The sequence below is a fragment of the Caballeronia sp. LZ001 genome (assembly GCF_031450875.1).
Classification (GTDB): Bacteria; Pseudomonadota; Gammaproteobacteria; order Burkholderiales; family Burkholderiaceae; genus Caballeronia.
The window spans coordinates 446,184-461,730 of sequence record NZ_JARTVX010000004.1 but is presented as its reverse complement, the minus strand read 5'-3'; the positions used below and the strand labels follow the sequence as shown (position 1 = coordinate 461,730).

General features: G+C 56.0%; 12 protein-coding genes and 1 tRNA gene. All 13 read left to right on the top strand.

Annotated features, from left to right (window positions below; translation table 11 throughout):
* The first annotated feature begins 353 nt into the window (after nt 1-353).
* On the top strand, nt 354-2,414 hold the full coding sequence (gene rpoD, locus P9292_RS12470) for an RNA polymerase sigma factor RpoD (protein WP_244829191.1): 2,061 nt from the start codon (nt 354-356) through the stop codon (nt 2,412-2,414).
* A gap of 125 nt (nt 2,415-2,539) precedes the next feature.
* Nucleotides 2,540-2,616: transfer RNA gene (locus P9292_RS12465), tRNA-Ile, on the top strand.
* A 1,386-nt stretch (nt 2,617-4,002) separates the two neighbouring features.
* Nucleotides 4,003-6,372: a type VI secretion system tip protein VgrG gene (gene vgrG / locus P9292_RS12460; RefSeq protein WP_309959233.1), complete on the top strand. Its 2,370-nt coding sequence runs from the start codon at nt 4,003-4,005 to the stop codon at nt 6,370-6,372.
* A 75-nt stretch (nt 6,373-6,447) separates the two neighbouring features.
* Nucleotides 6,448-8,721 (top strand): peptidase M23, encoded by a 2,274-nt coding sequence (locus P9292_RS12455; RefSeq protein ID WP_309959231.1) that lies wholly within the window; start codon nt 6,448-6,450, stop codon nt 8,719-8,721.
* Between the two features lie 16 nt (nt 8,722-8,737).
* Nucleotides 8,738-8,989, top strand: coding sequence for a hypothetical protein (locus P9292_RS12450; protein WP_309959229.1), 252 nt, complete (start codon nt 8,738-8,740; stop codon nt 8,987-8,989).
* 26 nt (nt 8,990-9,015) lie between these two features.
* Complete coding sequence (locus P9292_RS12445) at nt 9,016-9,402, top strand: hypothetical protein (protein ID WP_309959226.1); 387 nt, start codon at nt 9,016-9,018, stop codon at nt 9,400-9,402.
* Between the two features lie 346 nt (nt 9,403-9,748).
* On the top strand, nt 9,749-10,438 hold the full coding sequence (locus P9292_RS12440; RefSeq protein ID WP_309959221.1) for a hypothetical protein: 690 nt from the start codon (nt 9,749-9,751) through the stop codon (nt 10,436-10,438).
* Between the two features lie 54 nt (nt 10,439-10,492).
* Nucleotides 10,493-10,828, top strand: a complete 336-nt coding sequence (locus tag P9292_RS12435; RefSeq protein WP_309959219.1) for a hypothetical protein — start codon at nt 10,493-10,495, stop codon at nt 10,826-10,828.
* On the top strand, nt 10,782-11,258 hold the full coding sequence (locus P9292_RS12430; protein WP_309959217.1) for a hypothetical protein: 477 nt from the start codon (nt 10,782-10,784) through the stop codon (nt 11,256-11,258). Before P9292_RS12435 ends, P9292_RS12430 begins: the two co-directional genes overlap by 47 nt.
* A 9-nt stretch (nt 11,259-11,267) precedes the next feature.
* Complete coding sequence (locus P9292_RS12425) at nt 11,268-11,528, top strand: PAAR domain-containing protein (protein ID WP_309959215.1); 261 nt, start codon at nt 11,268-11,270, stop codon at nt 11,526-11,528.
* Nucleotides 11,529-11,644: 116 nt separating this feature from the next.
* A complete protein-coding gene (csy2, locus tag P9292_RS12420; protein ID WP_309959213.1) occupies nt 11,645-13,771 on the top strand; it encodes a type I-F CRISPR-associated protein Csy2 in 2,127 nt (708 codons plus the stop codon).
* A gap of 67 nt (nt 13,772-13,838) precedes the next feature.
* Nucleotides 13,839-14,855, top strand: a complete 1,017-nt coding sequence (gene csy3 / locus P9292_RS12415) for a type I-F CRISPR-associated protein Csy3 (RefSeq protein ID WP_250470189.1) — start codon at nt 13,839-13,841, stop codon at nt 14,853-14,855.
* 5 nt (nt 14,856-14,860) lie between these two features.
* The gene (gene cas6f / locus P9292_RS12410; protein WP_309959210.1) at nt 14,861-15,427 is read left to right on the top strand and encodes a type I-F CRISPR-associated endoribonuclease Cas6/Csy4; all 567 of its coding nucleotides are present in this window, start codon (nt 14,861-14,863) and stop codon (nt 15,425-15,427) included.
* Nucleotides 15,428-15,547: the final 120 nt, after the last annotated feature.

The window sequence follows — 15,547 nt, the reverse complement described above, 5'->3', positions numbered from 1 at the left end:
GGGTGAAATCCCTTCATTGGTGCGGGGAATAGTTAGCGAAGGAAGCAGGGAAGTTGCAGCAAGGCGCTGGCCGAATCGGCTGTGGGAGTCATGTAAAAGCGGTGCGCAGCACGCGTTTGAGCATTGTTCCGACACGAAACGGACAGGAAAGCACGCCGACGTACAGACGGGCGCAAGGGAAGCGGCTGCTATCGTGGTGAAGGGCGTATGACGAATTCGCCGTGATGAACCGCGACGGATTCAACCGCGATGGCGCCCCGGGCAGGGCACGCAGGACGATGCAGCGTGCGCATTTGGTATTTACGGTTCCATCGGCTGTTGTCCAGCAGCCGCGAGTCGAGACTAAAGCCTGTATGGCGAACTCCATGACGAAAAAGCTGAACGATGTACCCGTCGAAGACGACGCAACGCAAACTGCGGAGCCCACTGCCGCGCCTGCGGCGAAGGTCGAAAAGGCCAAGGCTCGCGACCGCCGTGCGAAGGAAAAGGCGCTTCTGAAGGACGCGTTCGCGTCGAGCGCGCCCGGCACTGTCGAGGAGATCGAGGAGCGCCGCTCGAAGCTTCGCGCGCTCATCAAACTCGGCAAGGAGCGCGGTTTCCTCACGTATGCCGAAATCAACGATCACCTGCCCGATAACTTCACGGAAACCGAGGCGATCGAAGGCATCATCAGCACGTTCAATGACATGGGCGTGGCGGTGTACGAGCAGGCGCCGGATGCCGAAACGCTCCTTCTGAACGACAACGCGCCGAACGCTTCTTCCGACGATGAAGTCGAGGAAGAAGCCGAAGTCGCGCTCTCCACCGTCGACTCCGAATTCGGCCGAACGACCGACCCGGTGCGCATGTACATGCGCGAAATGGGCACGGTCGAGTTGCTGACACGCGAGGGCGAAATCGAGATCGCGAAGCGTATCGAAGACGGCCTCAAGCACATGGTCATGGCGATCTCCGCATGCCCGACGACCATTGCCGACATTCTCGCGATGGCCGAGCGTGTGCAGAACGAGGAGACGCGCGTCGACGAACTGGTGGATGGCCTCATCGACCCGAACGCGGAAGACACCGACGGTTTTTCCGAACAGGAAGCCGAAGCGATAGAGACCGAGGACGTAGAGCAGCAATCGGACGAGGAAAGCGACGAGGAAGAGGACGACGACGATGGCGCGGCGCAAGCCAGCGCGAACGCCGCCCAACTCGAAGCGCTCAAGCGTCAATCGCTCGAAAAGTTCTCGCTCATCAGCGAATGGTTCGACAAGATGCGGCGCGCCTACGAGAAGGAAGGCTACAAGTCGAAGGCCTATCTGAAGGCGCAGGAAGCCATTCAGACCGAACTCATGAGCATCCGCTTCACCGCGCGTACCGTCGAGCGCCTGTGCGACACGCTGCGCGCGCAAGTGGACGAAGTGCGCCAGGTCGAGCGGCAGATTCTGCACACGGTCGTCGACAAGTGCGGCATGCCGCGCGCGGAGTTCATCACGCGCTTTCCGGGCAGCGAGACGGATCTGGAGTGGGGCGACAAAGTAGTGGCCGAAGGGCACGACTATAGCGCCGTGCTCGAGCGCAATATCCCCGCGATTCGCGAGCAGCAGCAGCGTCTTTTGGATCTTCAGGCGCGCGTCGTATTACCGCTCAAGGACTTGAAGGAGACCAACCGTCAGATGGCGGCGGGCGAACTGAAGGCGCGCCAGGCGAAGCGCGAGATGACCGAGGCGAATCTGCGTCTCGTGATTTCGATTGCGAAGAAGTACACGAACCGCGGCTTGCAGTTCCTCGACCTGATTCAGGAAGGCAATATCGGACTGATGAAGGCGGTGGACAAGTTCGAATATCGGCGCGGCTACAAGTTTTCGACGTACGCGACATGGTGGATTCGCCAGGCCATCACGCGCTCGATTGCGGACCAGGCGCGCACCATCCGCATTCCGGTTCATATGATCGAAACGATCAACAAGATGAATCGCATCTCGCGGCAGATTCTGCAGGAAACCGGGCTGGAACCGGACCCGGCGACGCTGGCCGAGAAGATGGAGATGCCGGAGGACAAGATCCGCAAGATCATGAAGATCGCGAAGGAGCCGATCTCCATGGAAACGCCGATCGGCGACGACGACGATTCGCATCTTGGCGACTTCATCGAAGATACGAACACGGTGGCTCCCTCCGATGCCGCGCTGCATGCCAGCATGCGCGATGTCGTGAAGGACGTGCTCGATTCGTTGACGCCGCGCGAGGCGAAAGTGTTGCGGATGCGCTTTGGCATAGAGATGAGCACGGACCACACGCTGGAAGAAGTCGGCAAGCAATTCGACGTCACGCGTGAGCGGATTCGGCAAATCGAGGCGAAGGCGTTGCGCAAGCTGCGGCATCCTAGCCGTTCGGACAAGCTCAAGTCATTCCTGGAAGGAAACTGATCGGATCAATGGGCTTGTAATGGAAGGCGTTGTGAGGCAAACTCGCAAACCTTCAGTTGTCGCGCAACGTTTGTATTAGAGAAAGCGCCGCCATGGCGCTTTCTTTTTGCCCTCTGCTTTCAAAAGGGCCGGAAGCTTAACTGGTATAAGCTGTCGACTCATAATCGACCGATAGTGGGTTCGAGCCCCACCCGGCCCACCAGCTTTTCAACTCAAGTCATCAAGCCGTTGGCGGTGTTGCGTCAATGGTGAGGGGCTTTCGGGGACAGTTGCGGGGACTATGCGGGTCACAATGCCCATAAGGCCCCTTGGACGCTCGACTCATTCAGCGTACCTCTGCGCCGCTTTGCCGTGCATCCCTTCCTATGCGCTCGACGCCTTGTGGACGAACACCTTGTTATCCCACGAGCAAACCTGCCGACAACGGAAAGTTGGGCCGCCGAATAATGACATCTCCGCCAACGAATGGTGTCAGGGATTGCGTTCCGCAAGGTTTCGCCCCCTGTGATGATTCCGCGGATCGACCGAGATCATTCACGAAACTAAAGTCTGGGCCGCTTGCTGCAATTTCTGCAATTGCATCATCTGGTTCAACACCGGGTGCCGATTCCAAAACGGCCACGTCATAGGTCCGTTGTCGACCCATCGCGGCCAATGGGAAGGTTTGATTTGCTATGACGGCTCAACGGTGAGAAGCAGTCGAACGGCTGCCATGGCTACTTCGCCAAGCATACGAACGTCGGTGGCTTTCCCGCAAGCGCCGTGCTGTTGCGTGCGGATGGAGAAGGCTTCTGAGTTAACCGTGCTAACAACAATACGACCAATCCTGATGCCACCGACGGCAGCGCGCGAAACTGGCTCTCGTTGAACGCAAACGGAACGCCAGCAGTCGTCCGACGGCCATTCTGAACAAACCGGCTCTGCAACCCCCGCTTGGCAGATGATCTTCTCGGTGTGTGTGGGGTACGGCTACCCGGACGTCTACAGCAATCGGTTCGACGCTTTCTCGATCCGCCGCAGGGCACCCAAACGAAGAACGGAACGCTGGGCTTGATCGTCGCCGGACCGATACCCATTCCGCAGGCGACAACGTGTGGGCAGGCTTTTCGAAAGTGCTTGGCGCGACCACGCAAACACCGCTCCAAATCCACGGACGCCTGTCGCTGACAAAGGTCGCGTAAAGCGCCTTCCTGATGAATCGGTTCAAGCAAGCTTGCGTGGACGGCTCGACCGACCAAGACGATAGACGTCGTGCGTCGATCGCCTTGGTGCGTGGGACGTTCGTCGCTATCTCCCTTCTCATGTTGCCTGCCTGCACGCTCGTCTATGTGAAGGGAAACGCTAACAGTGTTGCTGACAGTGGGAATCACAGCGGCTCGCTGAGCCTGCCGGGGTATCAGCGCTCGCAGGGGCGCCGTGACCAAGGGAACCGTCGCGAAATCCCCAAGCGGGTAGCTGACCAATTAAGACGATTCCGAATTGTCGGTCATCTAATTGACGATTTTACGTTGCAACCCTAAATTCTTCTGCAGTAAAAGCTCCGAACGTGACGACCGCGCATCGTTGCGTTCAACTGAACAGGATGCGAATGAATGCTGTAACGAAAAAACTGACGGACGCGCTGCAGCATCCAAGCGCGCGACTCACCCAGCGTTTGAGCATATGGGTCGGTACGCTCGAGCTCGAGCTCGACGTGCTCAAGTTCAAGGTCAAAGCAGGATTATGCGATGACTACAAGGCGGAGGTCACCGTTACCTCGCCGCGTCTCGATATCGATGGCAAGCTCTGCGTGGGTCGGCGCGCGGGCTTGCAGATCGACGAGCGAGTAGCCGTCCCGTCGGTGAATTATGTCGCGCCTGTCGATCACGAGGCGGCCACTTTCAATGGCATCGTCACGCGCTTCGAACGCATCAAAGCGAGCCGCGACGAGGCGACCTACAAACTCCGGATCGAACCTCGGTTCGCCGCGCTCTGCAAGCGCGTGCATGGCTCGGATGTATTCAAAGACATCACCTTTCAGGAGATGGTGACGCGACTGCTCGTCGACCGGAAGAACATCGATGCCTTCGATATCGAGTTCCATCTGGATGGCGCGCAAGAGAAGATGGAGCAGGTTGTGATGTACGAGGAGTCCGTGTGGGCCTTCGTGACACGTCATGCAAAACGTCGAGGCATATGCTGGTTTTACAAGCAGGGTCGAGGCAAGGATGGTCAACTGGACACGCTCGTGTTCACGGACAATCCGCGCGGGTACGTGCGCTCGATCGACGTACCCCTGCTCTCTGACTCGGGCATGAACAGCAACTGGCATGAGGCTGCACTCTCCGTCAGCGAGACGCGTACGCTGGTGCCGGCCGCCATCGAGTTGTGGGAGCGCAATTACCGCACGCCGGAAGATCCGCTGCGGGCAAGCGCGAGCGTTTCTAATGAGGCCAATGACCAATCGGTCTTCGGGCGAATCAGCGGCAGCGCGGAATTTCATCTGACGCCTCAGCAGGGTGAGTCCCGAGCACAGATGCGGCGCGACGAGCAGATTGCAAAGCAGGTGAAGCTTTCGGGCAAGAGCAACGCGAAGGGCATGGCGCCAGGCGTGGTGGTCAAGCTGACCAATACGAAGCTGGCGAGCGCTCCGTATGGATTCGTGGTCGAGTCGATGACGATGAAGGGCAGCCGATCGAAACCGGCGCATGTCCGCTTCAAGGCGATGCCCGCGCATCTGGCCTACCGTCCCGACTTCGTTTATGAACGCGACTGGAGATTTCTGAAGGGACCGGTCGTTGGCAACGTCACGACGTTTGACTCGTCGCCTTATGGCTGCATGGACGAGCATGGCCGATATCCTGTGTTGCCGAAGTTCCTGCAGGGAACGGCTAACACTGACAAGCAGTTGCTGAAGCTGCGGCTGCTTCGTCCGTCTTCGTCGTATCAAGGTGGCTTCCATTCGCCTTTGCTGCCGTCCACGGAGGTTTTGCTTGGTGCGGCGCATGCCGATGTAGATCGCATGCATATCGTGGGAGCGCTCCATGACTACTCGCATCCGGACGTGGTGCACGGCGCCGATGCGATGTTCACTTACGCAATCTGGCGCGCGCCGCTGCTCGGCGCCGAGGTCGTCTTCAATGATCTGCGAGGCAAGGAAAGCGCGCGTATCGCCACGGTCTACAGCCAGACGGCGTTCAATCAGGGCTATCTGCTCAACAGTAAAAAGCTCGCGCGAGGCGAGGGCTTTGAAGCGACCACCCAGGCGTGGGGGACCGTGCGCGCAGCGAAAGGACTGTTCTTTTCGGCCGATGCAGCGGCTGGCGCTGATACGCCGCACTTGGAGATGCCCGCTGCCGTCGCGCAACTGAAGGCCGCGCTACAGCGCGTAACGGACCTTGCGGCGGCGACGACACAGGCCGGTGCCGATCCTGCCGACCGGGCTAAGCAGGCGGCGCTCCAGGACAGCCTGAACCAGCTTCGCGACGCGGGGCTGCTCGCGAGCGCCCCTGGCGGCATGGCATTCGTGACGCCGAAGTCAATACAGCACTCGGCGGGCGAGAACCTGATCGCGACGGCCCGAGACATGGACGTCAGCATTGCGAAACGTCTGCGCATGGCGGCGGGCGAGCTGATTTCGCTATGCGCGCATAAGCTCGGTATCAATCTGTTGGCTGCAAAAGGGAAACTGACTGCCGCAGCACTGACGGACGGCATGGACCTCTTCGCGCAGAAGCAGCTCCGCGTTGCGAGCGAGAGCGCGGACGTCCAGGTGGCCGCGAAGTCGAAAATCACGCTTAACAGCGGCGGGGCCTCGCTCGTGATCGAGAACGGCAACATGACATTCCACTGTCCTGGCGCGTTCACCATTAAGGCGGGCTCGTTCATGTTCGTTGGCCCCGACAACATGCCCGCAGTGCTGCCAGTCCTGCCAAAAAGCAACCTGACGCTCAATGAGCGGTACTCCCATACGAACTGACGCGCCATGATTATCAGCCCTCCGTTTTTGCCTGAATCCGGCCTTACGTCTAGCGACCAATCGAAGCCGGACCCCATGATGGACGCCGTCGACAAGTTCGAACTTGCACACGGCATTTATCCAATTGCGGTTGACCGGCGCTGGCATTGCGGCGCCCATCTCGCCCCCGACACGCATGGCCCTGTCTATGCAATCGCCGATGGCGAGGTGGTCGCCTACCGGGTCTGCCAGCATGCGATGGACTCGGGCAATGGCAACGCGGGCTTCGTCCTGCTGAAACACTCGACCGAAACGGGCGAAGGTCGCACGCTGACGTTCTATTCGCTCTACATGCACTTGCTGCCGCTCGCCGAGTACCAGTCTTTCGGGCACGACGCAAAACGATTGCCAGAGTTCCTTCGCAAACCTACCGGCCAAGTCGCCCAAGGCGCGGTGGAGCCGGCGGTGGCTAGCGGAGGCAACAAGGTGCGGCGCAAGGACGTTATCGGTTTTCTCGGGCGGTATGAAGGCGTGGTTTATATGCACTTCGAAATCTTCATGATGCCAAGGGATTTCGATAGCTACTTTAGCCATACGGCGCTTGGCATTGCCGGGCCAGACACGTCGACGACGTCGGATTGCTGGGGGCATACCTGGTACACGATTCCCGGCGGACGGCAGTTCTATGCCCTGCCGCCAGGAACGGATGCACACAACAAACTGCATGGCATCAATTTTGATGCAGGCCAAACCGGCACAAACCCATTACCGCTCATCGTTGAGACTTACTTTAGCAAAGGGGGCAAGTACACCAACGTCTGGAGCGTCGCGACGGATGGATCGCGCACGCTGCTAACCGCGCAGCCAGTAGCTGAAGCCGATTACGAATACGATCTTTATCGTCGTGCGACGGCGCTCTACAGCGCCTGCCCGAGCGACGGGTACGAGATGCTGCGCTTCGGGCGCATCCTCTCGACGCCGGCGACGCTGTCCGGGAGAGACTGTGCGACATGGGTGAAAGTGACCTACGCCCCGGGAGCGCAGGGTTACATTGATATCAACAACACCTCGGTTAAGAAGTTGTCTGACGCGGATTTTCCGTCGTTTGTGGGCTGGCAGAAAATTAGCGATGGCGCTACGCCCTATGGCAGCGATGGGCTGTGCGATATCGACGCACTCAAGAAAATCGTCAAGGATGCTGAACCATCAGGCACGGCGCCAACGACCGAAGCGCAGAAGGCGGACGCGCTTTCAAGCTATGTAAAAAGCCATGATGGCGTACGCCAGGCGTTGCGCGGATTCATTTGCAACGCCCCAAGCGAATGGGATAGCACAAACAACGAAACGCGCTACGCAAAACTGCTCGATGAAGGCGGCTTTTATCACGGCAACAATCAGGGTTACAACGACTTTCTTAAGTATCTTAAGGAAATACAGTTTTGGGGCGTGACGGGTCTTCCCGCAGGGCAGAAGTTGTGGTTCTTCCATCCGCTTGCGTTTATCCGGCATTTTAGGAAGTGCGGATGGCTTAGTTTGGACGAACTTACGCAGCTTCTTCCCCGTCGGTATGGTTTAAATCATGCTGGAGCAACGTTGAGCTGGCAGACGGCTCGCGGCCGAGTGAGTGACGGCACTATTGCTTATGCTGAGCTCTGCAAGGCATTTCGAAAATATGGAATTACGACGCCAGAAAGACAGACGGCATTCTTGTCGCAGACCTATATTGAAACTGGATTGCTGAGAACGGCGATCGAGGACGGCCAAGGAAATGCGACCACCGGAAATGCGCAATATTACCAAGCGTTCTATGGTCGTGGGCTAATGCAGCTTACTTGGCCGACGCTATATGACGACTATGGCAAATTTCGTGGGTTTGCCGGAAATGCATCTGGACACTATGTTGACTCACGAATTACAACTGTTTCGACGCATTATTGGTCTGGACCGCCCGCTGTAGATTCTCACGGGCATACGCACAGTGACAGAAGGCAATGGTATCCGCGCTACGATCCTGACATCGTTGCCTCAAATCGTTCAAATGCTTGCGATAGCGCCGGATTTTTTTGGGTTTGGAAGCATTTCATGGGGGCCTCGAATATCTCACGCGTAGCCGATAACGGTATTGATACTGAGACGATTGGCCGGGTATCCGTGTTGGTCAACGGAGGCGGGAATGGATACGATGATAGGCAGCAGTATGCCGCCTTTATCCTTCGTTATCGCGGGGACACGACGGAGGCGGTGGTGAGTAAGACATTGACCTATGCGAGACAGAGAATCGTCCCGGTTCCCAATCGCTCGCCAACGTGGGGCGCGTCGACAGCGCTCTCGCAGGTCTTTGTTGACTTTACCGCTCAAGGCCCGTTATGAACGGAGGGTATCACTCATGAAAATTTTCGTCGCCATAATGCTACTCGCTTTGTTGTCCACATTATATGCCAGTGCCAATTCTAGTACGGTGGCACTTGGGCCGATTCCGGCGATTTCAGACGTTTCGCCAAAGTTGAAAAAAACTTTTGACGCGCTGAGGACGCAGATTGAATCCGATGCTAAAGATTGCGACGAAGCGGCAAAAGCAATGAATTCAAATGGGCGATATAGTTCTTCCATAAAAAAATTATTGACACGGGTAAGGTAGTTGCTTTTCGGGTTTCTGGAGTCGTGATGTGTGATGGAGTGCATTCTTCGTCGTTTCAATATGGAATTACTTTCGAAAAAGCAAGTGGGAAACGGCTTGATTTGAATCGAATATACAACATTGCTATCCGACAAGATGGGCGCCTATTTGTTCGACCTGATCTCATCGATTCGGTTAAGGCTAGCTATAGGGCAGCTAACAAAAATAAGCCGTCCTGTCTTTCTGCAACGGAATTGGAAGATGAACTGGCTAATTTTCCAATCACGTTTTCTCCACTTCCAGATGGATCTATTGCTCTTTACTATGCGGCGCCGGATGTATCTGCCGCTTGCTTTCCCGCTTTGCGGCTACAGCCGAATGAGTTTTCGAAGTTTAAAGATCCGAAACAGGCGACGCAATACGCATTGCCGTAGCCTCTCCATTAAGTGGTCAATTTGGGTTTGCCGTATGGTATGTGGATTACGGGATGGGAACGTACTCGATTTATAGAGTTTTTACATTTTCTCCATCGACTAAAAAATTTGTAGACCGGGGTCCGGCGCCGTTGTATGGGGGATGAATTTATCGACTTGAAAGTCGACAAGAAAAGACATCGTCTGTTTAGTACGTATTGGGATAAAAACGTCCCAAGAATATGCCTCACTCGGCTGCCGCCTATCAAGTAATAAGGTTCACATCCGCAATAGCAAAAATTGGCTTTCGAATTGAAAACTCTCATCTACAATGGCGATAAGATTGAAAATGGCGGCGAAGTTCTTGATGAATAACGTGACTATTGAAAAGCTTGTCGCCATAATGCTATTCGTCTCGTTCGCTACATTTAATATGAGCGCCAATTCCAGCGCCTTGGCAGTCGGGCCAATACCGGCTATTTCGAATATTTCGCCGGGCTTGAAAAAAGCCATTGATGCGCTAAAGGCGCGCGTTAAGTCAGATGCTAAAGGTTGCGCTGAAACAGCAAAAGGAATGAGGTCAACTGCACAATATAGTTCTTTCATCAGGAAAGTGCTAGACACGGATAGAGTAGTCGCCCTTCATGTGTCGGGGGACATGATTTGCGATGGTGTGCATCCTTCGTCGTTTCAATATGGAGTTGCATTCGAAAAGGCAAGTGGGAAACGGCTTGATTTGAATCGAGTGTATAACATTGCTATCCGACAGGATGGCCGTCTATTTGTTCGACCTGATCTCATCGATTCGGTGAAAACTAGCTATATGTCAGCTAACAAGAATAACCCGTTCTGTCTTTCCGCAACGGAATTGGAAGACGAGCTGGCTAATTTTCCAATCACGTTTTCTCCACTTCCAGATGGATCTATTGCTCTTTACTATGCGGCACCGGATGTATCTGCCGTTTGCTTTCCCGCTTTGCGGTTGGAGCCAAATGAGTTTTCAAAGTTTAGAGATGTGAAACAGGCGCCGGAAATACGCATTGCCGTAGGCAATTAATCGTGGTTATGTCGATTTGGGACGGCAACTTGATTCACTCGATCTTCGAAGGAAGTGCTGCCGCAAAAGATGTTGCGTAACGGGGTCAAGAAAAGGGATGGCGGGCATTTCAAGGATGGTCCAAAAGTGGATAATCATGAGATTCTTGGAAATGACGCCTATTCCCGCGTAGATGCCGCAGGTTTTTTATGCGTGAATACTTTGCTTGAAAAGTTCGCGGATCGAGGAATTCCTAAGAGTTCGTCTCGCGCGGCGACCAAGATAGGTCACCCGTATGATGTAAAAAGTCCGCCATTGCGTTGCAACAAGACGAAAAAAGCATTCCAAGTATTGGGGATCAGTTATGAAAAAGTACTTGCTTCTGACTCTGATGGCCATGTTCATTGGTGATGTACATGCGACAATTGTCAGTTCTTGCGATGGAGGTTATTCAGCAAAAAATCATGGTCGCGGCCGACTGATAGTGGAGCATGGTGAGAAAAAAATTGGTTCGGCACATATTGATCATGCTATCGATGGTGGCACGTTTAGCCTAGATGACTCTATTTTGGTCTTGTTCGGGTTGCCGAAGAAACTTGACACGCACTACCCTCAAGTAACACATCTTTCAGTGTATCTTGTAAAGCCAGAAATCCATCTTATCGAAAGTGCTGTGTATGGTGGGGGGGTATATGACGCTACCTTTAGCGAAGAACAGAAATTTATCGTTGTACGTAATCAATTTGGGGTTGATGTGATAAATCTTAAGGAGCCGAAAGCTCAGTCGTTTGAAGCGACTTACGTCCCTCCGTTCAAGACACAGCAATGCGCCAAAAAGTAACTGTATAAAATGAGATCCCCCAACCGCAAAGGCGACAAACTAGAAAACGGCGGCGAAGTAACCGGCGGTTCCGAATGGTTCATATTCATGGGTCGCCCGCTCGCCCGCAAGGGCGACGAAGCCCTTTGCAATGAGCACGGCCCGACCGTCATCGACGAGGGCTACACAAAGTTCCCCGACCGCGACGGCAAGCCGGTTGCCTTTCACCACTACCGTTGCGCGTGCGGCTGCCGCGTGATCTCGTCCCTTCAAAACGTCAATATCGAGTAATGCCGGTCGATCTGTCTTTGGCCGGACGCCCTAGTGCCTATCCGCGCCGACCACGGCTTTGGCCGTGGTGGTTCTGCATCTGGCTTGCCTTCAACGTTTTAGGCGTTGCCGTTGCCATGCTGCTCTGGCCGAAGGGACAGCCCGTGAGTGGCGCGCCGGTCTGGTTCTGGTTCGTTGGGGTACCCAACGGCGTATTCCTGATCCTGTTTGCCATTGAGCGCGCTGGCTACGAGGGTCTCTGGTATCGGGCGTACTGGCGCAACTATCATCGTAGCCGTTGGCTGGCGGAGCGGTTGCGCAGGGCACAAAAGCCCCTCGAGGTACTCGGTGTCGGCTACTGCCTGCCGCTTGGCGAACAGACGCTTGCCGGTGCGATTGCTGCCAGGGAACGCATGCCTGCAGCGCAGTTGCCCCGTGCAGGTGCTGAACTCGTCTTTCACGCTCGTTTCGAGGACGCGGACTGGATGGTCGACGAACCTGATGCGGTCGGTCTTGATGTGGACGAAGAAAGCATTCAGGCGGGCCGTGTGCCGAAGAAAATCGAGTTGCTGACGCTCAAGATTGCCGATGCGCTTAAGCCGCTTGAGACGAGCCTACGCGCCCTGACGTGCTACGAGCGGCAATGGTGGCCGCAGATTCGCGTACTGAGCGCAACGGGAAGCGAGCAGCGGGACATTGCGCGGGTCATTGACGCACTGCGTATTGCGGGCCTGCCGCCGCTCGCGGTGCAAGCGGTAGCGGCTACGGATGGCCTAATGGTTGCCGATGCGTGGCTCGACGCAAAGGACGCGCGTCCACTGCTCGTCGTTGCGACCGCATGGCACGAGGCTGGACCGCCCGAAGGCAGCACCGAGGGGTGCGTCGCCGTACTCCTGACGGCGGAATACTTCCGGCTGCCGGACACGGTCAAGGTCAAGGTCGCCGCGCTGCTTCACAGGCCCGTTACCGCGCTCGCGGGCGAAGTCGAACACGGCTTCGCCAATGCTGCGGTATGGGGTAAGGCTGACTTCGCTTCAATCGTTCGCGCATGGATAACGCGTCCTATAGATGGAGGCGACAGAGCGTTACGCGCGGCCAATATGGATTCCGTTTCAAAAGACGAGGCGCAGCGACGCTCCGACCGCATCGCCGGCGACCTCGGCGACGCAAACGGCTGGCTGTCCATCATAGCGGCGATCGAATCAGGCGCGGCAGATGGTCCGCAACTCATCATAGACGGCTTACCTCATCTGCAGGTACAAAATGCCAACGCCATTTCTGGCGCATTCACGCACGGCTTTCCGTCCATCACTGCATTCACCGGACTGATGTGGGCTTTGCAACGCAAGCTCACCGCTGACGGCATTCCGCTGAGACTGCAACAGGTTGGCGTGATCTGTCATCGATACGACGAGCTGGTGACGGATGACTACATCAAGAAGTTCCGTCTAACGCGGAATCCCGTGAAGAGTGATGGCAAGCCGCGCGCGATCGTCGAGGAAGGACGAATGCACCTGGACATCACATTGGTGTTTCAGGTTTCAATCGACGACGCTATCGCTTCATCGATACTGGACCATGAAAAGCAATATGCGGAATGGGCCGATAAAGTTGGAGACATCGTGTCGCGCATGCGTGTCGCTGGCGGAACGTTGCTGCCGGTCGGTCTCATGCCCGGACCGCGTACCAAACCCTGGATGGCCGAGCTCGCGGATAGCCACGACAAACGGTCGCGCGATTTCGCCCGATGGCGCCGTCAGTGGCTTCCGGGCTACGCGCTTATCGGCCGCGACGATATTTTGAAGAACCGCCACGACGCGTTGCGCGAAAAGCACCCTGACGCCAGCTTGATCGATGCCTGGCTGCATGCTGCTCGATTCAATTATCAGCCCATGCCGGAAAAAGAAGCGGCCGATGACGCTGCATCGTCCACCGCACCCAAGCGCGTGCGTTGGGCCGATCCCGACAGACAAAAGGGCGAAGGCTGGACCGTGCCAATACCCGTGGGCTACGCCGCGCTCACTAAACCGTATCCGGCGGGCAGCGTCGAAAACGTGCGCGATCCGTCCATTCCCTGCGTATTCGTAGAGACGGTGTACTCAATCGGTCAGTGGATCAGCCCGCATCGGCTGAATAGTCTGGATGATTTGCTATGGCGAGCGGAAGCCAATACGGAGATCGGCTTGTATCGCTGTCGTAGCGGTTACGTACACGATCGCTCCGATACCGAGTTGGACGATGACGACGAATACGAATTTGATTGACCGCAGCGACCTTTCGCGTCCGTCGTGGTGTCTTTTGTTTTTATCTTGATTAGGAATATATAAAAAGATGTCTGAGAAAATTGCTACTGCTTCTGTCCTCGCTTTTGAACGTAAGCTGGATCCTTCCGATGCGGTCTTCCACTCTGGCCGTTGGGATGAGCGCGACAACGGATCGAAATGGTCGCCGGTTCGTATCCGCGTGAAATCGGTTCGTGGGACGATCTCGAATCGGCTCAAGGCAAAGGGCGGTGATGCGGCCAAATTGGATGCAGCCGTCAATCATGCAAATCTGCAGACCGTGGACGTTGCCACGCTGCCGGCCGATGCCGACACGCTCCGAGTCACTTTCTCGTTGCGCGTTCTGTCGGGCACGGGCATGCCTTCGGCTTGTAATAACGCAGCGTATCGAGTGCGGCTTCAAAACGTGGTGAATGATTATGTCGCCAAGCATGACTTTACTGAGCTGGCTAATCGCTACGCCGCGAATCTGGCAAACGGACGCTTCCTTTGGCGTAACCGTATAGGTGCGGAAAGCGTGGCGGTCGAAGTATCGCGTCAAAAGAACGGCGAGTGCGTACAGAAGCTCACGTTCGATGCGTTGTCGCTTGGCTTGCGCACGATGGATCAATTCGATTCGAATGTGACGGCGCTAGGCGGACTTATTGCCGACGGGCTTGCGGGCAGAACCCATGTGCTTCTGCGCGTGACCGCGTATGTGCGTCTTGGCTTTGGTCAGGAAGTATTCCCGTCTCAAGAGCTGATTCTGGAGAAGACGGAAAAGAGCAAGACGCTTTATCACGTGGAGAACGTCGCGGCTATTCACTCGCAAAAAATCGGCAATGCCTTGCGAACGATTGATACTTGGTATGAGAACGCGCTGGAATCTGGCCCGATTGCGGTCGAGCCTTATGGGTCGGTCACGACTCAGGGCACGGCGTATCGCCATCCGAAGCTGAAGCCGACGCAAGACTTCTACAACCTCCTCGATGACTGGTTGCTCAAGGACAAGATGCCGGCGGTCGAGCAGCAGCACTTCGTCATGGCCGTTCTGATTCGCGGCGGTGTTTTTGGCGATGCGAACTGACGGCCATGACGAGTCACTATATCGACATCACGTTACGGCCCGATCCGGAGTTTAGCCGTGTCCATCTGCTTGGCGCTTTGGTGGCGAAACTGCATCGCGCGTTGGTGGAGTTTCGTGCGGACGACATCGGGATTAGCTTTCCGCAATACAGTTTGAGCCCGCGTTTTCTGGGCGACGTGTTGCGCCTGCATGGCGACGAATCGCGATTGCAGGAGCTGATGGCACGCGGTTGGATGCAGGGTATGCGGGATCATGTGAAGCTGACGGACGTTATGCGCGTTCCGTCGGGGGCGATGCATCGCGTCATACAACGGCGTCAGTTTAAAACCAATGTCGAGCGGATGCGTCGGCGTCGAATGCGACGTAAGGGCGAGACCGAAGCGCAGGGCGCTGCGGCGATTCCGGATACGGTCGAGCGTCGGCCTGATTTGCCTTACGTGCATTTACGTAGCGCGAGTACAGGGCAGCCGTTTTGTTTGTTTGTCGATCAAAAGGGCGAGGTGGCTGCGAGCGTGCCGGGGACGTTTAATAGTTATGGGTTGAGTTGCGGAGCAACTGTGCCGTGGTTCTAAACCCTTTTTCTGGAGCGCTGGTTTGTTGATTGGGAAATCAATGAGTTAGCGATATAGGGAGAATTTGGGTTGGTTTGGCGAGAACGGTGTCTTTTGTTGAGTAATCAAGGGGATGGCGTT